This window comes from Burkholderia diffusa (assembly GCF_902499115.1).
GTDB lineage: Bacteria > Pseudomonadota > Gammaproteobacteria > Burkholderiales > Burkholderiaceae > Burkholderia > Burkholderia diffusa.
The window spans coordinates 16,290-35,532 of record NZ_CABVPN010000037.1 but is presented as its reverse complement, the minus strand read 5'-3'; the positions used below and the strand labels follow the sequence as shown (position 1 = coordinate 35,532).

General features: G+C 66.3%; 16 protein-coding genes. 11 read left to right on the top strand and 5 right to left on the bottom strand.

Annotated features, from left to right (window positions below):
• Nucleotide 1 precedes the first annotated feature (1 nt).
• The 3 genes from BTE28158_RS29340 (at nucleotide 2) to BTE28158_RS29330 (ending at nucleotide 3,529) form a co-directional block, all read left to right on the top strand.
• The gene (locus tag BTE28158_RS29340; protein ID WP_059524763.1) at nucleotides 2-496 is read left to right on the top strand and encodes a CvpA family protein; all 495 of its coding nucleotides are present in this window, start codon (nucleotides 2-4) and stop codon (nucleotides 494-496) included.
• A 51-nt stretch (nucleotides 497-547) separates the two neighbouring features.
• The gene (gene purF, locus BTE28158_RS29335; protein ID WP_059599539.1) at nucleotides 548-2,080 is read left to right on the top strand and encodes an amidophosphoribosyltransferase; all 1,533 of its coding nucleotides are present in this window, start codon (nucleotides 548-550) and stop codon (nucleotides 2,078-2,080) included.
• Between the two features lie 258 nt (nucleotides 2,081-2,338).
• Complete coding sequence (locus BTE28158_RS29330; RefSeq protein WP_151051194.1) at nucleotides 2,339-3,529, top strand: O-succinylhomoserine sulfhydrylase; 1,191 nt, start codon at nucleotides 2,339-2,341, stop codon at nucleotides 3,527-3,529.
• A 96-nt stretch (nucleotides 3,530-3,625) separates the two neighbouring features.
• On the opposite strand, the gene BTE28158_RS29325 is transcribed toward BTE28158_RS29330, so the two are convergent.
• The 3 genes from BTE28158_RS29325 to BTE28158_RS29315 are packed head-to-tail and all read right to left on the bottom strand — an operon-like array spanning nucleotide 3,626 to nucleotide 6,733.
• Nucleotides 3,626-4,600, bottom strand: a complete 975-nt coding sequence (locus tag BTE28158_RS29325) for an NAD-dependent epimerase/dehydratase family protein (RefSeq protein WP_151051192.1) — start codon at nucleotides 4,598-4,600, stop codon at nucleotides 3,626-3,628.
• Nucleotides 4,587-5,633 carry a GDP-mannose 4,6-dehydratase gene (gmd, locus tag BTE28158_RS29320; RefSeq protein WP_059599537.1) on the bottom strand — a complete coding sequence of 349 codons (1,047 nt, stop codon included), beginning with the start codon at nucleotides 5,631-5,633 and terminating at the stop codon, nucleotides 4,587-4,589. Before gmd ends, BTE28158_RS29325 begins: the two co-directional genes overlap by 14 nt.
• A gap of 35 nt (nucleotides 5,634-5,668) precedes the next feature.
• Nucleotides 5,669-6,733, bottom strand: a complete 1,065-nt coding sequence (locus BTE28158_RS29315) for an acyltransferase family protein (RefSeq protein WP_059599536.1) — start codon at nucleotides 6,731-6,733, stop codon at nucleotides 5,669-5,671.
• Between the two features lie 185 nt (nucleotides 6,734-6,918).
• Here BTE28158_RS29315 and BTE28158_RS29310 point away from each other — a divergent pair, with 185 nt between their 5' ends.
• The 4 genes from BTE28158_RS29310 (at nucleotide 6,919) to BTE28158_RS29295 (ending at nucleotide 13,390) form a co-directional block, all read left to right on the top strand.
• Nucleotides 6,919-7,122: a hypothetical protein gene (locus tag BTE28158_RS29310; RefSeq protein ID WP_170296470.1), complete on the top strand. Its 204-nt coding sequence runs from the start codon at nucleotides 6,919-6,921 to the stop codon at nucleotides 7,120-7,122.
• Nucleotides 7,123-7,225: 103 nt separating this feature from the next.
• On the top strand, nucleotides 7,226-9,418 hold the full coding sequence (locus BTE28158_RS29305) for an NHL repeat-containing protein (protein ID WP_170296472.1): 2,193 nt from the start codon (nucleotides 7,226-7,228) through the stop codon (nucleotides 9,416-9,418).
• Between the two features lie 43 nt (nucleotides 9,419-9,461).
• Nucleotides 9,462-10,928, top strand: coding sequence for a flippase (locus tag BTE28158_RS29300; protein WP_124628472.1), 1,467 nt, complete (start codon nucleotides 9,462-9,464; stop codon nucleotides 10,926-10,928).
• Nucleotides 10,925-13,390: a glycosyltransferase family 4 protein gene (locus BTE28158_RS29295; RefSeq protein ID WP_170296471.1), complete on the top strand. Its 2,466-nt coding sequence runs from the start codon at nucleotides 10,925-10,927 to the stop codon at nucleotides 13,388-13,390. The genes BTE28158_RS29300 and BTE28158_RS29295 overlap by 4 nt, the downstream gene beginning before the upstream one ends.
• A gap of 417 nt (nucleotides 13,391-13,807) precedes the next feature.
• Here the strand turns inward: BTE28158_RS29295 and BTE28158_RS29290 are convergent, their stop codons facing one another.
• Nucleotides 13,808-14,983, bottom strand: a complete 1,176-nt coding sequence (locus BTE28158_RS29290) for an acyltransferase family protein (protein WP_174920226.1) — start codon at nucleotides 14,981-14,983, stop codon at nucleotides 13,808-13,810.
• Nucleotides 14,984-15,196: 213 nt separating this feature from the next.
• Here BTE28158_RS29290 and BTE28158_RS29285 point away from each other — a divergent pair, with 213 nt between their 5' ends.
• Entirely contained in the window at nucleotides 15,197-15,340 is a 144-nt protein-coding gene (locus tag BTE28158_RS29285) for a hypothetical protein (protein WP_006479318.1), read from the top strand.
• Between the two features lie 228 nt (nucleotides 15,341-15,568).
• Complete coding sequence (gene galU, locus BTE28158_RS29280) at nucleotides 15,569-16,456, top strand: UTP--glucose-1-phosphate uridylyltransferase GalU (protein ID WP_047901323.1); 888 nt, start codon at nucleotides 15,569-15,571, stop codon at nucleotides 16,454-16,456.
• Nucleotides 16,457-16,779: 323 nt separating this feature from the next.
• On the opposite strand, the gene BTE28158_RS29275 is transcribed toward galU, so the two are convergent.
• Nucleotides 16,780-17,898, bottom strand: coding sequence for an acyltransferase family protein (locus tag BTE28158_RS29275; protein ID WP_124904813.1), 1,119 nt, complete (start codon nucleotides 17,896-17,898; stop codon nucleotides 16,780-16,782).
• A 311-nt stretch (nucleotides 17,899-18,209) separates the two neighbouring features.
• Here BTE28158_RS29275 and BTE28158_RS29270 point away from each other — a divergent pair, with 311 nt between their 5' ends.
• Both BTE28158_RS29270 and BTE28158_RS33150 read left to right on the top strand, forming a co-directional pair.
• A complete protein-coding gene (locus BTE28158_RS29270) occupies nucleotides 18,210-18,659 on the top strand; it encodes an HU family DNA-binding protein (RefSeq protein WP_011548077.1) in 450 nt (149 codons plus the stop codon).
• Nucleotides 18,660-19,000: 341 nt separating this feature from the next.
• Entirely contained in the window at nucleotides 19,001-19,159 is a 159-nt protein-coding gene (locus BTE28158_RS33150; RefSeq protein WP_420868027.1) for an aminoglycoside adenylyltransferase domain-containing protein, read from the top strand.
• Nucleotides 19,160-19,243 lie beyond the last annotated feature (84 nt).

Below are 19,243 nucleotides of genomic sequence, written 5' to 3'. Positions count from 1 at the left end.
GATGCTGACGGCTTTCGACTACGCTGTATTGGCGGTGATCGCGTTGTCCGCGCTGCGTGGCGCGTGGCGCGGTTTCGTCTCGGAGATTTTCGGGCTGATCGGCTGGATCGCGGCGATTGCGATCGCGGCCCGCTATGTCGGACTGGTGGTGCCATATATCCCGGCGAACTGGCCGGGCGGCGCGCTGACACAGTGGGTGCTGGCGTTCGCGCTGATCGTGATCGGCGTGGTGTTCGTCGCGGGTGTCGCGAACGCGCTGTTGTCGCGGATCGCGCAGGCGACGGGCCTCGGCGGAGTCGATCGCTCGCTGGGCATGATGTTCGGGCTCGTCCGCGGCTGCGTGCTGGTGGTGCTGCTGGTCGCGGCGGCCGGGCTGACCGAATTGCCCAAACAGGATTTCTGGCGCAATGCGCTATTGCGTCCTTTCGCCGAACAGGGCGTGCATGAGCTGAAGCAGCTCCTGCCCGACGGCATGGCCCAGTACGTACGCGTGTGACGACGCGGCCGGGCAGGACGGAACCGATTTTGTCATTCTGAAGGACATGCCATGTGCGGCATCGTAGGCGTTATCTCCCAATCCCCGGTCAATCAGCTGATCTATGACAGCCTGCTGCTGCTGCAGCATCGCGGTCAGGACGCAGCGGGCATCGCGACGGCGGACGGCAGCAATTTCCACATGTACAAGGCGAACGGCATGGTGCGCGACGTGTTCCGCACGCGCAACATGCGCAGCCTGCCCGGCACCTTCGGCATCGGCCAGGTCCGTTATCCGACGGCCGGCTCGGCGTCGAGCGAAGCCGAGGCGCAGCCGTTCTACGTGAACGCGCCGTTCGGGATCATCCTCGCGCACAACGGCAACCTGACGAACTGGGAACAGCTGAAGGACGAGATGTTCCGGATCGACCGCCGGCACATCAACACCAATTCCGACAGCGAAGTGCTGCTCAACGTGTTCGCGCACGAGCTGCAGCTGTCGACGACGGGCCTCGAACTCGATCCGGCCGCGGTGTTCAAGGCGGTCGCGGGCGTGCATCGCCGCCTGCAGGGCTCGTACGCGATCGTGTCGCTGATCGCCGGCTACGGCCTGCTCGCGTTCCGCGATCCGTTCGGCATTCGCCCGCTCTGCATCGGCAAGCTCGAGACCGAACACGGCACCGAGTGGATGGTGGCGTCTGAGTCGGTGGCGGTCGAAGGCATCGGGTTCGAATTCGTGCGCGACGTGCAGCCGGGCGAAGCGATCTTCATCGACAAGGCCGGCAACTTCCACAGCCAGCAGTGCGCGGAGAACCCGACGCTGAATCCGTGCATGTTCGAATACGTGTATCTCGCGCGTCCGGATTCGTGCCTCGACGGCGTGCCCGTCTACAACGTGCGCCTGCGCATGGGCGACTACCTCGCCGAGAAGATCAAGCGCGAGCTGCCGAACGTGCCGATCGACGTCGTGATGCCGATTCCCGATTCGTCGCGTCCGGCCGCGATGCAGGTCGCCGCGAAGCTCGGCGTCGAGTATCGCGAAGGCTTCTTCAAGAACCGCTACGTCGGCCGCACCTTCATCATGCCGGGCCAGGCCGTGCGCAAGAAGTCGGTGCGCCAGAAGCTCAATGCGATGAGCATCGAGTTCAAGGACAAGAACGTGCTGATCGTCGACGACTCGATCGTGCGCGGCACGACCTCGCACGAGATCGTGCAGATGGCGCGCGATGCGGGCGCGAAGTCGGTGATCTTCGCGTCGGCTGCACCGCCCGTGAAGTTCCCGAACGTGTACGGCATCGACATGCCGACGCGCGGCGAGCTGGTTGCCCACGGCCGCACCGACGAGGAAGTCGCGAAGATCATCGGCGCCGACCACCTGATCTACCAGGACGTCGACGACCTGCGCCGCGCGGTGCGCGACATCAACCCGAAGCTCGAGCAATTCGAGGCGTCGTGCTTCGACGGCAACTACATCACCGGCGCCGTGACGCCCGAGTACCTCGATGCGATCGAGCGTGCGCGTCTCGCACCGGCGTCGCAGGCTGATCGCGACACGGCTGGCGATGCCGCGCGTTCGCAGATGAACCTGCAACTGTCGGTCGAGTGATGCAGCCGCACGCTTCCGACGAAGCGTGATAGGATGTCGCCGTGCGTCGATTTGATTCAGCTTGCGGACGCGGGGCGACTTCCCAAAACAGCTAAAGCGAAGGCCGGCGACAGTCGGCCCGAGTCGATCGCTGTCGTACCGCACCGAAGCCCGCTGATGCCGACGCATAGCGGGCTTTTTGTTTTGGCCTGATTTTGTGGCTGGGTTCGCGCCCGACGCATGACCTGCGGCGCGACCCTCGAATACGGAAAACGGAACATGGACGACTCCCTCAACTTTGACACGCTCGCCGTGCGCGCGGGCACGTTGCGCAGCAACTTCAACGAGCATTCGGAAGCGCTGTTCCTCACGTCGAGCTTCTGCTTCACGAGCGCGGCCGAGGCGGCCGAGCGCTTCGCGAATTCGGAAGACTATTTCACCTATTCGCGCTTCACGAACCCGACCGTCACCATGTTCCAGGATCGTCTCGCCGCGCTCGAAGGCGGCGAGGCCTGCATCGCGACGGCATCGGGCATGGCCGCGATCATGTCGGTCGTGATGTCCGCCCTGCAGGCGGGCGATCACCTCGTCAGCTCGCGCAGCCTGTTCGGCTCGACGCTCGGGATGTTCTCGCAGATCTTCAGCAAGTTCGGCATCACGACGACCTTCGTCGATCCGACCGACCTGAACGCATGGCAGGAAGCGGTGCGGCCCGAGACGAAGATGTTCTTCCTCGAAACGCCGTCGAACCCGTTGACCGAACTCGCCGATATCGAGGCGATCGGCAAGATCGCGAAGGCCGCGAACGCGCTGTTCGTCGTCGACAACTGTTTCTGCAGCCCGGTGCTGCAGCAGCCGCTGAAACTCGGCGCGGACGTCGTGATGCACTCGGCGACGAAGTTCCTTGACGGGCAGGGCCGCGTGCTCGGCGGCGCGCTGGTCGGCTCGAAGGAATTCATCATGGGCAAGGTGTTCCCGTTCGTGCGCAGCGCGGGGCCGACGCTGTCGGCGTTCAACGCGTGGGTGCTGCTGAAGGGGATGGAGACGCTGTCGCTGCGCGTCGAGAAGCAGTCGGCGAACGCGCTGGAAATCGCGCGCTGGCTCGATTCGCACCCGGCCGTCGCGCGCGTGTTTTATCCCGGGCTCGAATCGCATCCGCAGCACGAACTCGCGAAGCGCCAGCAGAAGGCGGGCGGCGCGATCGTGTCGTTCGAGCTGAAGGGCGACACGTCGGAGCAGCAGCGCGCGAATGCGTGGCGCGTGATCGACAGCACGAAGCTGATCTCGATCACCGGCAACCTCGGCGACACGCGCACGACGATCACGCATCCGGCGACGACGACGCATGCCCGCATCACGCCGGAAGCGCGTGCGGCCGCGGGGATCACCGAAGGGCTGATCCGCCTCGCGGTCGGCCTGGAAAACGCGGGCGACCTGCGCAACGATCTCGCGCGCGGTCTCGCGGGCTGAGCGCGGCGGCAGGTTACAGGGCCGACATGACGACGGGCCGCTCGATCTGATCGAGCGGCCCGTGTTTTTTGGCCGGCGCCGCGCGCGTTGACGCAATCAGCCGGCGTGCCCGGCCTGCGCGGGCCGATGCTCGTCACGCATCGCTTCCATCATCCAGCGCAGCGTGTCGTCGAGCGGCGTCACCGGAAGCTCGCCCACCGCGCGCCGCAGCTTGTCGCGCGACCCGCTCAGGCGCTTCACTTCGTTGTGCCGGACGAAACGTGGATCGATCGTCACGTCGATCACGTAGCCGGCGATCCGCGACAGCATCGCCAGCACTTCCTTCAGCGAATACGCGCGCTCCGAGCAGACGTTGAACGTCTCGCCGGCCGGCGCGGTTTCGAGCAGCTTCAGATAGGCGGTCGTCACGTCGCGCACGTCGGAGAAATCGCGGCTCACGTCGAGATTGCCGAGCGAGATGCGCGGCGCATTGTGCGCATAGTGCGACACGAGTTTCGGCAGCAGATACGCCTCGTCCTGGCCGACGCCGGTGTAGTTGAACGGCCGCGCGATCACGATTGGCAGGCGGTCGGCCCACAGCTTCGCCGCGTATTCCATCGCGAGCTTGCTGACAGCATAGTCGTTCGCGGGGGCGGGTGAGACGGTTTCGTCGAGCACGCCGGCCGTCGAATTGCCATAGATGTTCGCGCTGCTGGCGAGCAGCACCGCCGACGGACGGCGATCGAGACCCGCGAGCGCGGCCAGCAGGTTGCGCGTGCCGACGATGTTGACCGCGTAAGTCTGCGACGGCTCGTCCTGCGCGACGTGTGCGCGCGCAGCCAGATGCACGACCGCATCGGGTCGCGCATCGGTGGCCGCTGCGCGCATCGCCTGCGCGTCGAGCAGGTCGACCGGCAGCAGCGTGCAGTTCGCGAACGCCGGATCGTCCGGCCGCGCCGCGCCGGGCGCAACGGTGCCCCACACGTCGTAGCCGGCCGCCTCGAGCTGCTGCGCCATGTAGCGGCCGGTGAAGCCCGTCAGGCCCGTGACGAATGCGCGGCGCGACGAGCGTCCGGCATCAGTACGTGTCATGGTGACGATTCCGCGTCAGGTCCGCTTCCACCATCATCTGGCAAAGCTGCTCGAGCGTCGTTTCCGGCGCCCAGCCGAGCTTGGATTTGGCCTTGTCCGCGCAGCCGATCAGCAGGTCGACTTCGGCAGGGCGGTAGAACTTCGGATTCACTTCGACGAGCACGTCGCCGTTCGACGCGTCGAGGCCGCGTTCCTGTTCGCCCTTGCCGGTCCATTCGATCTGGTAGCCGGCCGCCGCGAACGCCATCTGCACGAAGTCGCGGACTGTCTCGGTGCGGTTGGTCGCGAGCACGTAGGTGTCGGGCTCGTCGACCTGCAGCATTCGCCACATCCCTTCGACGTATTCGAGCGCGAAGCCCCAGTCGCGCTTGGCGTCGAGGTTGCCGAGCTCGAGTTTGGTCGCCTTGCCGAGCTTGATCTTCGCGACGGTGTCGGTGATCTTGCGCGTGACGAACTCGCGGCCGCGCAGCGGCGATTCGTGGTTGAACAGGATGCCGCTGCAGCCGAACAGGTCGTAGGACTCGCGGTAGTTCACGGTCATCCAGTGCGCGTACAGCTTCGCGACGCCGTACGGGCTGCGCGGGTAGAACGCGGTCGTTTCCGTTTGCGGAATGGCCTGCACCTTGCCGAACATCTCGGACGTCGATGCCTGGTAGAAGCGCGTCTTCGGGCTGACCACGCGGATCGCCTCGAGCAGGTTCAGCGGGCCGATGCCGGTGACCTCGGCGGTCGTCGCCGGCTGATCGAACGACACGCCGACGAAGCTCTGCGCGGCCAGGTTGTACAGCTCGTCGGGCTGCGTGCGTTCGAGCAGCCGCAGGCTCGAGCCGGCATCCGTCAGGTCGTGCTCGACGAGCGACAGGTTCGGGTGCGTATCGACGCCGAGCTCGGCGATACGCCAGAAGTTCACCGAGCTGGTGCGGCGGTAGGTGCCCGTGACTTCGTAGCCCTTGTCGAGCAGCAGCTTGGTCAGGTAGGCGCCGTCCTGCCCGGTGATCCCCGTGATGATGGCCTTCTTGCGAGTTTGGCTCATGGCAATGTCCTGGTCGAATCGATGGATTGAGAAAGTCAGGCTGTCGTGCGCACGGTGGCGGGCACCGTGGCGCGTGCGGGGCCGCGCGTCAGGCGCCGCTCGAAGCCGTACCAGCTCACGGTGGCGTACGCGAGCGTGATGGCGAGGGCGAGCGCGGCCGTGACGAAGCGGTTCAGGTGCAACGGCCACAGCGCGTACAGCACGCTCAGGTGAATCAGGTAGACGGTGTAGCTGACGGTGCCGACGTACACGAGCAGCGGGTTCGTCAGCACGCGCTGCACGAGGCCGCGTCCGCGCAGCGCGATCACGACGATCGACGTGCACAGCAGCAGCGAGATGCTGTAGAGCGCGGCGTTCGACAGCGGCGTGTTCGCCGCGCGGAAACGCGGGAACGACAGGTGCAGCCAGCCGAGGATCGCGAGCGACACGAGCGCGCCGACGATCGCGAGCGGATAGAACGGCTCCAGCGCGCGCCGGTCGCGGCGCAGCACGATCGCGAGCAGCGCACCGGCGGCGAGCAGGTCCATGCGGAACGGCGTCAGGTAGTAAATCGGCCAGAACGAATCGAACCACGGCGTCGCGATCGCGCGCAGCACGGGCGCCGCGACGATCAGCGCGGCGGCGATCCACAGCAGCGCTCGCTCCGAACACCACAGCACGACGAACGGCCAGAAGATGTAGAACTGCTCCTCGACGGCGAGCGACCACAGCACGTTCAGGCTGTCGTGGCCGATGCTGCCGAGCGACAGTCCGATGTTGGTCGAGAAGAACGCGAACCACGGCCAGTGCGGCAGCCAGCTCGCGCCGAACAGCAGCGTCGACACGATCAGCAGCAGCACGTACGGCGGCAGGATCCGGCGCACGCGGCGCGCGTAGAAGTGGCTGAAGTACGACTGTCCGCGCGCCTTTCGATCGAGCAGGATGCCGGTGATCAGCAGGCCGCTCAGCACGAAGAACAGGTCGACGCCCATCCATAGCGGCGCCTTCAGCGCGTGCTGGAGGAACACGGCGCCGACGGCGATCGCGCGCAGCCCGTCGAGCTGCACGATGCGGCCGTGTTGCGGCGGGGCGAGGTCGGTGGTGCGCGAAATGCCCGTCATCGCGCCGCTCCTTCGCGACGCGCGGCCGATGCCGCGGCGCGCCGCGCATCCGATGCGTGAACGTAATGCATGCGTTTAAATGAAATATTGAATCGAAATCGATTCTAGGGAAAAGAAATCGGCAAAAAAACGCATGTCATTTATCCGGCTGAAAACATTCGAATGCCGGTTGTTTCAATCGCGACATGAAAGGTTTGCAGGCTACGCGCCCCGGCGCGCGGGCCGGAGCGGCATTTTCTACGGATCGCCGCGTGAAAGGCGGTCGATATTTCCGCTTTGCCGGGCCAATTTCTCGTTGTTCCGGCTCGATATTTCAGCTCGAAACATCCCCAAATATTTCCAAATTTCTTGTGATTATTTTTGCTTGTAACCTGCATCGCGACGTTTGAAACCTATTTAGCGACAGGGCATCAGGGCAGGCAGCATGCCGCGGCGCCGGTCGCTTCCGTATCGAGTCTGGAGAGCGCATTGCGACGTCTGATTCTGGTTGGCATGACGGTATGCGCGGCGCTGTCCGCGAGCGCCGCTCCGGCTGAAACCGTGTTGCCCGCGACTACGTCGTGGATCGGCAACACGTTCGGCTATGGCGACGGCAGCTGGACGCAGATCGACATTCGCGCGATCGCGGTGACACCCGACGGCAAGGTGTATACGAACGCGCCGTGGGACGAGAGCGGCGCCGAGGCGAGCGTCTACCAGGACGGGAAGATGCTCGGCTTCGCCGGCGGCACGCACGGCTGGGGCAACCTCGGCGGCAACGCGGTCGCGGTGAACGGCAAGTATGCGTACGTCGCGATCGGCGTGGGCAACGAGCGCGGCCATCTGCAGTCGCCCGGCATCTGGCCGGGCAAGGGCAAGCAGTGGTTCGGCATTTCGCGCCGCACGATCGGCGACATGAAGCAGCCGGCGCCGTTCCGCGCGGCGCCGCAGGTCGCGCCTGGCGGACGTGCCGATGCCGGTCGCGCGCGGATGGCCGCCAGCTTCATGATGGTCAACGAGGTGCCGGCCCCGGCCCGGTCGGAAGTGGGCGAGGCGAAGGCGGAAGTCGGCGGCCTCGCGGCCGACGACAAGACGCTGTTCGCGACGAATCCGTCGCACGACGCGGTGGACGTGTACGACGCCGAGACGATGCAGAAGAAGGCCACGTGGAGTGCGCACGAGCCGGGCCGCATCGCGCTCGCCGGCGACGGCACGTTGTGGCTGCTCACCGATACGATCGGCGGGCCCGCGCATCTCGTGCACGTGCGCGCGGACGGCCGCAAGCTCGATGACGCGCCGCCGCTGCCGGAAGGTACCGATGCGGTGGACGTGGCGGTCGACGCGAAAGGGCGCGTGCTCGTCGCGGACAACGGGCCGCGCCAGCAGATCCTGATTTTCTCGAAAGGCGGCAAGGGCTATGCGCCGTCGGGCACGCTCGGCGAGCGCGGCGGAATCTTCGCGGGCCCGGTGCCTGGCCGTCCGGGGCCGCAGCGCTTCAACGGGCTGACGGGCGTGGGCGTCGATCGCGCCGGCAACATCTATGTGTCGATGAACGGGATCGGGCCGCGCCACGACACGATCGGGGCTGGGCTGGGCGCGGTGCTGGAAAGCTACACGCCGGACGGCAAGCTCCGCTGGCAGGTGCAGGGGCTGCTGTTCGTCGACGGCGCGTGGCTCGACCCCGCGCGGCCGAACAGCATGTATACGGGCAACAAGCGCTTCGAGCTCGACCTGTCGAAGCCGCCGGGCCAGGACTGGAAATATGTCGGATTCCTGTCGAACCGCTTCAAGTATCCGGACGACCCCGTGTTCCACACGGACCAGTATCCGGGCATGCCGATGGCGCGGCGCGTCGACGGCCGCACGTTCCTGTACCTGACCGACATGTACGCCGATCACCTGAAGATCTACCGCTTCGATGCGAAGCGCGACGGCGAGGTGGCGATTCCGTCGGGCCTGATCGCGGGCCGCGCGCGGCCGGTCGACAAGGTGCCGAACAAGCCGCCGGGTGGCGACTGGATCTGGCGCGACGCGAACGGCAACGGCCGGCTCGACGAGGACGAGTTCACGACCAACACGACGGGCAAGGCGAAGGCGGGCGGCTGGGGCTGGTGGGTCGACACGAAGGGCGACATCTGGCGCACGAGCGACGTGCGCGGCATACACCGCTTCAGTTACGGCGGCATCGACAAGGCCGGCAACCCGATCTACTCGTACGACAAGGTCACGACCTATCCGATGCCGCAGCCGTTCACGCAGCTGCGCCGCGCGATCTACGAGCCGCAGACGGACACGCTGTACGTGACGGGCTACACGGCCGACGCGCCGCCGCAGCCGGGCATCAACAAGGAAGTCGGCCGCGTGCTGGTGCGCTTCGACAAGTGGTCGACCGGCTCGCCGGTGGTGCGCTACACGGTCGCGCTGCCGTGGCAGCTCGACGCGAAGCCGATCCTCGACCTGATCGGCATCACGATCGAGGGCCGCTACATCTTCACGGTGGAGCCGGTCGGCAAGATCCACGTGTACGACAAGGAAACCGGCAAGGAAGTCGGCGTGATGAGCCCGGGCGCGGAGGTCGGCAAGGCGTCGGGCTGGGTCGACGTGCCGTTCGGCATCAGCGCGTTCCGGCGCGAGAACGGCGAATACCTGGTGTTCGTCGAGGAAGACGCGCGCGGCAAGGTGCTGATGTATCGCTGGAAACCGTGACGGGCGGCGCGCCGTCGTCGTTGGCGTCACACAAGGCAGAAGCATGGACAAAGGCATACTCAAGAACGTTTCGATCAACTTCATCGGGCTGATCCTGCCGACCTTCGTGTCGCTGGTGACGGTGCCCGCGTATATCCACGCACTGGGCGTCGAACGCTACGGCGTCGTCAGCCTCGTGTGGACGCTGATCGGCTATTTCGGGATCCTCGATCTCGGGATGAGCATGGCCGCGCAGAACCACATCTCGAAGGCGCTCGCGAGCGGCAACGCGGACGAAAGCGCGCGGGTCTTCTGGAGCGCGTTCTGGCTGAACCTCGGCACCGGCATCGTTGGCGGCCTGCTGATCTATTTCGGCGCGTTCGTCTACACCGCGTATTTCACGAAGGTGTCGGCGGCGATGCAGCACGAGGTGTATCTCGCGTTGCCGTGGCTCGCGCTCGCGATTCCGCTCGCGAACGTGTCGTGGGTGTTCGCCGGCGCGATCAACGGTGCCGAACGGTTCGGCGTGTTCAACACGAACCAGACGATCGGCACGTTCCTGTTCCAGTTGCTGCCGCTCGGCGCCGCATGGTGGATCGCGCCGAACCTGCAGACGGTGCTGGCCGCGGCCGTCGTCGCGCGGCTGATCGCGGCGGTGATGCTCGGTCACGCAAGCATCAAGGTGCTCGGGATCCGGCGCATCGATCCGCCGCAGTGGGGCACCGCGAAAGGGCTGTTCAACTTCGGCGGCTGGATGCTGATCGCGAGCACGACGAGCATGATCGCCGACACGCTCGATCGCGTGATGCTCGGCGCCGGCATGGGCGCGAAGTTCGTCACCTATTACACCGTCCCGCAGAACCTCGTCACGCGGCTGAACATGCTGCCGAACGCGCTGGTGCGCACGCTGTTTCCGCGCCTGTCGGCGGTCGGCCGCGAGCATGCCGACACGCTCGCGCGCCAGTCGCTCGAATTCCTGAACGGCGTGTTCACGCCGGTCGGCATCATCGCGATCTTCGCGCTCGCGCCGTTCCTCACGTTGTGGGTCGGCGCCGATCTCGCCGCGCATTCGGCGCCCGTCGGGCGCGTGCTGGTGATCAGCGTATGGCTCGTCGGCCAGGCGAGCGTCACGCGGATCCTGATCCAGTCGCAGGTCAATCCGGCCCGGGCGGCGTTCGCCGGGCTCGTCGAGATGCCGTTCTTCGTCGGCGGCCTGTGGTTCGGCATTCATCACTTCGGGCTGATCGGCGCGGCGGTGGTCGTCGCGACCCGCGCGCTGGTCGATTACGGTGTGCTGCTTTACCTGTCGGCGATCCGGATGCGCGCGATCGTGCTCGACATGCTCGCGCATCTCGCCTTCCTGCTCGCGAGCCTGTTTCTCGCGCAAGCGTGGTCGGGGCTCGGCGAGTCGATCGGCCTCTGCGCGGTCGTGCTGGTGCTGAACCTTGCATGGTCGTTCACGATGACGCCGGCCCTGCGCGCGCTGGTGCGCGACCTGTTCGTCCGTCTCAATGCGAGGAAAACCGTATGAATCGCGATCTGGCGGAACACGCCATCCTGAACCTCGCCACGGCCGGTGCCGCCGTGGCCGAAGCCGGCGACACCGCCGCGCTGCGCCGGGCCGAACCGGCCGCACAGGCGGGCGCACGCGATGCGTCGCGCCCGCTGCGCGTGGCGATCGTCCACGACTGGCTCGTCACGTACGCCGGCGCCGAGCGCGTGCTCGAACAGATCGTCGCGTGCTTTCCGGACGCGGACCTGTTCAGCCTCGTCGATTTTCTCGACGATCGCGCGTTCGTGCGCGGCAAGCGGGTGACGACCTCGTTCATCCAGAAACTGCCGTTCGCGCGCACCAAGTACCGCAGCTACCTGCCGCTCATGCCGCTCGCGATCGAGCAGCTCGACGTGTCGGACTACGATCTCGTGATCTCCAGCAGCCATGCGGTCGCGAAAGGCGTGCTGACCGGGCCGGACCAGATGCACATCAGCTACGTGCATTCGCCGATCCGCTACGCGTGGGACTTGCAGCACCAGTATCTGGAACAGTCGAACCTCACGCACGGGCCGAAGTCGCTGCTCGCGCGGATGATCCTGCATTACATCCGCAACTGGGACACGCGCACCGCGAATGCGGTGGACGGCTTCGTCGCGAACTCCGCGTTCATCGCGCGACGCATCCGCAAGGTGTATCACCGCGACGCGGCGGTGATCTTCCCGCCGGTCGACGTCGACGGCTTCTCGCTGAACGAGGCGAAGGACGATTTCTACCTGACCGCGTCGCGGATGGTGCCGTACAAGAAGATCGACCTGATCGTCGAAGCGTTCTCGCGCACGCCGGAGCGCAAGCTCGTGGTGATCGGCGACGGCCCCGAGATGCAGAAGATCCGCGCGAAGGCCGGCCCGAACGTCGAGATCATGGGCTATCAGCCGTTCGCGGTGCTGCACGACCGGATGCGGCGCGCGAAGGCGTTCGTGTTCGCGGCCGAGGAAGATTTCGGGATCTCGGTGGTCGAGGCGCAGGCATGCGGCACCCCCGTGATCGCATACGGCAAGGGCGGTGCGCTCGAGACGGTGCTCGAACCGTGCTCGCACGCGAATCCGACCGGGCTGTTCTTCGACGAACAGACGCCGCACGCGATCGTCGCGGCGGTCGACGATTTCGAACGCGCGCCGCAGCGCTTCACGCCGCACGCGTGCCGCGCGAATGCGGAGCGCTTCTCCGCCGACACGTTCCGGCGGCGCTTTCTCGACTACGTGGAGGCGGCGCTGCCCGGCTCGACCGCGCAGCGCGGCACGGCCGTCGCGCCGATGCCGCCCGCGCGCGGCCCGGCGACGCTCGTGCTGGACCAGAGCGGTGTGCTCGGCGGCGCGGAGCTGTCGCTGCTGGAGATCATGAAGCACATGCGCGCGAACGCCGACGTGGTGCTGTTCGACGACGGCCCGTTCCGCGCGGCGCTCGACGAGATCGGCGCGCGCGTCGACGTGCTCGACCAGGGCGCGCTCGCCGGGGTACGCAAGCAGGGCGGCGTGTCGGCCGGCGCGTTGAAGCAGCTTTTCGCGCTCGTGCGGGACGTCGCACGGCGCGCACGCCGGGCCGAGGTGATCTACGCGAACACGCAGCGCGCGATGGTGGTCGCGGCGCTGGCCGGGCGGCTCGCGCGCAAGCCGGTGGTCTGGCACCTGCGCGACATCGTCAGCGGCGACCATTTCGGCAGCAAGCAGCTGATGGCGATCAAGTACTGCGCGCGGTTCGGCGTCACGCGCGTGATCGCGAACTCCGACGCGTCCGCGCAGGCATTCCGTGCGCTGACGGGCTTCACGCCGCAGCACGTCGACGTCGTGTTCAACGGCATTTCGGCCGAACCGTTCGACGCGCTGGACACGACCAGCCAGGCCGCGCTGCGCGCGCGCTTCGGGTTGCCGGAGCACGCATGGCTGGTCGGCTCGTTCAGCCGCCTCGCGCACTGGAAGGGGCAGCACCTGCTGCTGGAGGCCGCGGCTCGTCATCCCGAGATGCACGTGGTGCTGGTCGGCGCGCCGCTGTTCGGCGAGGACGAATATGCGGCGCAGCTGCACGAGATCGTCGCGCGTCACGGGATGGACGATCGCGTGCACTTCCTCGGCTTCCAGCGCGACGTGGCCGCGTGCATGAAGGCGGTCGACGTGGTCGCGCATACGTCGATCACGCCGGAGCCGTTCGGGCGCGTGATCGTCGAGGGCATGCTCGCACGGCGGCCGGTGGTTGCGGCCCGCGCGGGCGGAGTCGTCGAGATCATCGAGGACGGCGAAAACGGGCTGCTGTGCGAGCCGGGCAATGCGGCCGCGCTGGCCGATGCGCTGGGCAGGCTGCGGCACGACGCCGCGCTGCGCGAGCGGCTCGTCGCGAGCGGGCGGGCGACCGCGGTGCGCCGGTTCGGCACCGAGACCTATGTGGAGCGGGTCGAGAAGATCCTCGCGGATACGGCGAAGGCCGCGAAGGCCAAGAAGCGGTAGGTGCGGTGCGGCGGCGCGAATCGACGCCATGCGCCGGGAAACGGGCCCTCATGCGGCGGTGCGCTGCATGAGGGTTCCGCTTTTTGGGCGGGCGGGAGCCTGATACGCGTCAGGCGCGGGTTGCCGGAGGCGAGCTGGTGATGCGTTCGCGCACGGGGCCTTGGGGGAACCCTCGCCGTCTGGATCGGCATTGCTTCACGGAACGCCGTGAGGCCATGCAGTGAGGCCGGCGAGGGGGCGGGCGATGCGACGGTAGTGCAGCCGCCCGGGCGGCGTGTGACGCCGTATGTGCACTTCGGTGCGTCATACCAGCCGCACCCGACGCGCAAATGCATCCCCCGCGCGCGTCACGCCCATGAAAATGCCCCCGCACGACTCGAGTTCGCGCGGGGGCAGGGAGCGCCGGTAATGGCGCGCTCAGACAGCCCGTTCGGGTGCCGGTGCCACGACGCGGGCCGCACGCGTCGGCTTCAGGCTGGCCGACCACATCATCGCGGGGCGTTCGAACAGCCGGTAGAACACGTAGGCGACCGGAATCGCGGCGGCCATGAACGCGATCGACGGCCAGATCGACAGTTGCAGTTCGGAGTGGAACAGCACCGAGCCGACGCAGACGAACAGCGGCAGATGGATCAGGTACAGCGAGTAGCTGAAGTCGCCGAACCAGCCGAGCACGCGCAAGAGCGGCGTCGGGCGCGGCGGGCAGGCGAGCGCGCGGTACAGGAAGCACGCGAAGCCGGCAGCCCACAGCTGGAACGCGCCGTACTGGCCGAAATGGAACGCGCCGCAGCCCGCGGCCAGCAGCGCGGCCGCCGCGAGATACCAGGCGCGCGACGGCACGGCGGCCGTGCCGCGCGCCGGCTGCGCGCGCACGTCGGCGATCCACGCGCCGACCGTCCAGGACAGCCAGTACGACGTGAAGAGCTGCAGGTCGTGCCGTTCGAGCAGCCACGCCGACGCGACGTTGACGAGCGCGACGGCCGCCACGATGGCCGGCATGCCGATCCGGCGGCGCAGCGCGAACAGCAGCGGGTAGATCGCATAGAACTGCACTTCGAGCGACAGCGTCCAGAGCGCGCCGTTCGACCCGTACGTGTAGCCGGCGACGCCCTGCAGCGAGAACAGGTTCACGAGGAACGCGGTGAGGCCGACGTCGCGGATCTTGTGGCTGACCGGCGCGATCTGCAGGCTGACCGCGTCCATCGCGAGCGTGAACAGCAGCGCGGCGAGCAGCACCGGGTAGATGCGCGCGAAGCGGCGCGCCCAGAAGTTCGGTGCGTCGAGCCGGTACGCCGGGTTGGCCGCGAGCTTGAGCGCCGCGTTGCGATGGATGCAGTAGCCGCTGATCACGAAGAAGATCGGCACGCCGGCGGAGCCCCACGCGAACGGGAAGGTCAGGTAGCCGGCGATCACGCTCGGGTTCAGCGCATGACCGTAAGCGTGATGGAAGCTCTGCATGCCGACCCAGACGACCTGGCGGCAGTGGAAATAGGCGACGAGCAGCGCCGCGAACCCGCGCATCGCGTCGATCACGTGTTCCTTGTGGTCGGCGACGGGTGGCGCGGTCAAAGACGATCCGCTGAAAGCTTGCATGCGATTCGATTCCTTGCGACGGATGAAGGGGATGGTCCAATCGTAATGCGCAAGAATTCGATCGAATGAATAAAAAAATCTCGCCGGGAAATAATGATGTTTCAGATGGTGGTTTTATTCCGGTCTGAAAGCGGTTCCGTCGCCGCCACAATTATTTGCCGATTTTTTTCTGATAGTTTGAAGCTCCAGTTGATTGATGCAAGGAGCGGCAAGATGGACATGCATTGGATCGCGAGCGCGGCAGTACTGCTGGTCATGGCCGTGCTGTCGGCGTACCGCGAGGCGCTGAAGAACGAGCCGATTCGCCCGGGCCTCGAGCGGGGCGGCGTCCCGTATATCGAGGAATTCGAATCGTAAGAATTTGTATCCGGAAAATCGGTAATTTGTTTATGTTTCGGCACTGGGTTCGGCAATATCGACCGGGTGCGCGGATTATCCATTTTCCGGAAACATGGGCAATAGGTCCATATCGAAAATGAGCGGAGTGGAATTGGCCGTGCCGCCGGTTCTCGATATGCCGTTCGAAAAACAATCGCGCCGGGTCGTCCAGTGACGCGGCGCAGTCAACGCAACCAGGATGCGAACATGTTGAAAGTCACCAAGGCCGTGTTCCCCGTCGCCGGTCTCGGCACGCGGTTCCTCCCGGCAACGAAGGCGAGCCCGAAGGAGATGCTGCCCGTCGTCGACAAGCCGCTGATCCAGTACGCGGTCGAGGAAGCGATCAACGCCGGTATCACCGAGATGATCTTCGTGACCGGGCGCAGCAAGCGCGCGATCGAGGATCACTTCGACAAGTCGTACGAGATCGAGGCCGAACTCGAGGCGCGCGGCAAGGAAAAGCTGCTCGAACTCGTGCGCGGCATCAAGCCGAGCAATGTGAACTGCTTCTACGTGCGCCAGCCGGAAGCGCTCGGTCTCGGCCACGCGGTGCTGTGCGCGGAAAAGCTCGTGCACGGCGAGCCGTTCGCGGTGATTCTCGCCGACGACCTGCTGCACGGCGAACAGCCGGTGCTCAAGCAGCTCGTCGACGTGTTCGACCACTATCACAGCTCGGTGATCGGGGTCGAGACGATCCCGCGCGAGGACAGCCGCTCGTACGGTGTCGTCGAAGGCCGCGAGTGGGAAGAGGACATCATCAAGCTGTCGGGCATCATCGAGAAGCCGGCGCCGGAAGACGCGCCGTCGAACCTCGGCGTGGTCGGCCGCTACGTGTTCATGCCGACGATCTTCGATCACCTGCGCAAGCTCAAGCCGGGCGCCGGCGGCGAGTTGCAGCTGACCGACGCGGTCCAGACGCTGCTCGCGAACGAACAGGTGCTCGCGTATCGCTACTACGGCACGCGTTTCGATTGCGGCAGCAAGATCGGCTACCTCAAGGCGACCGTCGAACTCGCGCTCCAGCATCCGGAAGTGAGCCGCGAATTCGAGGCGTACCTGCGTACCTGTCTGCCCGCGCTGGCTGCTGTCGCATAAGCAGTCGCGCTGCTCCGTTGTTTCAGGTGGTGGTTGTTCCGTTGGCCCCGGCTGCCTCGTGCGTCGGGGCTTTTTTGCGTGTGGACGAAGCGCGGGCGTGCGGCGGCGGGTGAGCGGCGATACTGATTTCGGGCGCATTCCAGCGGGTGCGTGCGCGACGATTCTGGTATGCCGCCAGACGGCGACGTCGGCTCGAGCGCGTTGCACGGTGCGCCGGATGCGGGACATCGCGGTGATGAAACCGGTGCCGAAGCGCCGGTCGCTTGCGGCCTGACGAGCGACGGTTGCTTACCGGCTGCGTCGCGTCCGTGCCGGTATCACGCTCAGCGCGGCGACGTGCTCGGCCGCGCGACGAAGTACCGGTCCAGCATCGCGGCGATCGGCTTCTTGAAGTCGAGCAGGCGCTTTTCCAGATAGCGCCACGACAGATGGGCAAGCAGCACGGCGAGCGCGAACTGCAGCAGTTCGGGCAGCACGTCCCGGACGATTGCGGGCATCGGCACGTGCGCGAACAGCGCGGGCATCTCCCCGAAACGTGCCGGAATCAGGTTGTGGAACAGATAGAAGCCGTAGCTGATCGTGCCGAGATAGACGAGCGGTGCCCAGTCGAGCAGTGCCACGGCCGGATGGTCGGGTTCGGTGACGATCCACAGCATCAGCGCGCCGAGTGACGCGGACAGGCCGAGATCCGCGAGCCCCGTGACGACGTCCGGCAGCATCGTGAACGCGGGCAGTGCGAGGAAGAACACGACGCCGGCGGCGCCTAGCCAGCCGGGCGGAATGCGGCGGACGACGTCCTGGCCGCGATCGGCGAGCGCCATCGCACCGACGCCACCCAGCGCGATCAGCGCGAAATTCCACGGGGAAAACGCGTAGATCAGCACCGGCGATGCGTCGACCGCGTAGAGCGCGAGATGCGCGAACGCGCAGAGCGCGACGGCCGCGACGCCGAGCACGACGTGGCGTGCGGCCGGCACCGCGAGCAGCGTGAGCGGCGCAATCAGATAGAACTGCTGCTCAACCGCGAGGCTCCAGAAGTGCGACGTGGAGCCCGGCCAGCCGTCCTTGACGGCACCGATCCAGTAATTCGACAGGAACGTGGCGTGCCACGCGAGCCCGAGATCGACGCCGCGCTGGTAGAACAGCGCGTGCGCGATCGCGAGCGCGGCGAGCAGCAGGTAGTAGACGGGAAAGATCCGCAGCGCGCGCTTCGCGAGAAACAGCGCCAGCGCATGGCGGCGCGTCATCGCGCCGCACTCGATCGCCTGACGATTGCGATGCAGTTCGCCGACGATCAGGAATCCGCTGATGAAGAAGAACGTCCACACACCGAGCTTGCCCACGTCGACAGCGAGGACGTGGCCCTTGTGGGACAGGAAAACGAGGATGACGGCGATGGCTCGCAGGCCGTCGAGTCCTTTGACGTATCTGACTTCGCGCATGAAGGCATCCGGGGCACTGAGCGAAGTCAGTATAGGTGCGCAAATATCGAACGTAATTCGCGATCGGACGCGTTTGGACGTATACGTGAAGGCGTTTTTCGATGCCAGGGTCTGTTTGCGCATGCGCGTTCCAGGCGTAAACAGACCCTGGCGTGCCGTCGAAGTCGGTCGCGCGCAACAAAACCTGCGGGAAACCCCGCGAAAACGCATAAAAGTACTCCACGAAGCGTCAAGGCGCTTGTAGAATCCGGCGTTGAAGCGCGCGCGTTGCACGCTTCGTGTATCCAACGACCACACCTGGTAGGAGAAACATGGCGACTTCCGCAAAAAAGGTGGCCAAGAAGGCTGCCGCACCGGCCACCAAGAAAGTGGCTGCCAAAAAGGCTGCGCCCGCGAAGAAAGTAGTGGCCAAGAAGGCTGTCGCGAAGGCAGCACCGGCTGCTCCGACGCCGCTGAAGGACAAGTTCACGAAGGCATCGCTCGCAACGCACATCGCTGAGCGCGCAGCTGTCGAAGTGAAGGCGGTCAAGGCAGTGCTCGTCGCACTCGAGAACGTCGTGCTGGGCTCGGTTCACAAGAAGGGCGCAGGCGAGTTCACGCTGCCGGGTCTGCTGAAGATCACGGCGCAAGTCGTGCCGGCGAAGAAGAAGCGCTTCGGCAAGGATCCGTTCACGGGCGAAGAGCGCTGGTTCCCGGCAAAGCCGGCCAGCGTGCGCGTGAAGGCACGTGCGCTGAAGAAGCTGAAGGACGCGGCTGCGTAATGCCGCGTAACGGTCGCCGAATGCGGCGGCCGTTGCGATGTCCGACGGTCCCCGTACGCGAAAGCGTGCGGGGATTTTTATTGCGCCGCGCAAATCGCGCGGCCGCGTCGGCATCGCATGGCGCGGATACGGCATGACGTGATGCGCATCCGGTGCTGCGGGCCGCTTGCACGGATGGCCGGATCGTCGTGTTCGTGCCGGCGCGCGGCTGGGCATCGCCACGCGTTGCGCGTGTGTCGCGCGGGTATCGTCGAGCCGGCGTGCGTCGATCACGATCTGGCGATTCTGTTGACCAAGGTGCGGCAGCACGACGTTGCGCTGCGCGGGCCGCGCGCGGCCGCATGGTTCGACGCGGTGCCCGCAAGCGACTTCACGGTGCGCAGTGGGATGCCGAGCCGGACTGGCGCGGCGACGAATGCAACGTCGTGCTCGCGATCGCACGCATCTGGTACGGCGCCGCAACCGGCGGGATCGCGCCGAAGGATGTCGCCGCGACGTGAGCGCCGGCGCGCCTGCCCGACACGTACCGGCCCGTCCTGTCGGCCGCGCGTACCGTCTATCTGCGCGGCGGCGGTGAGGGTGCC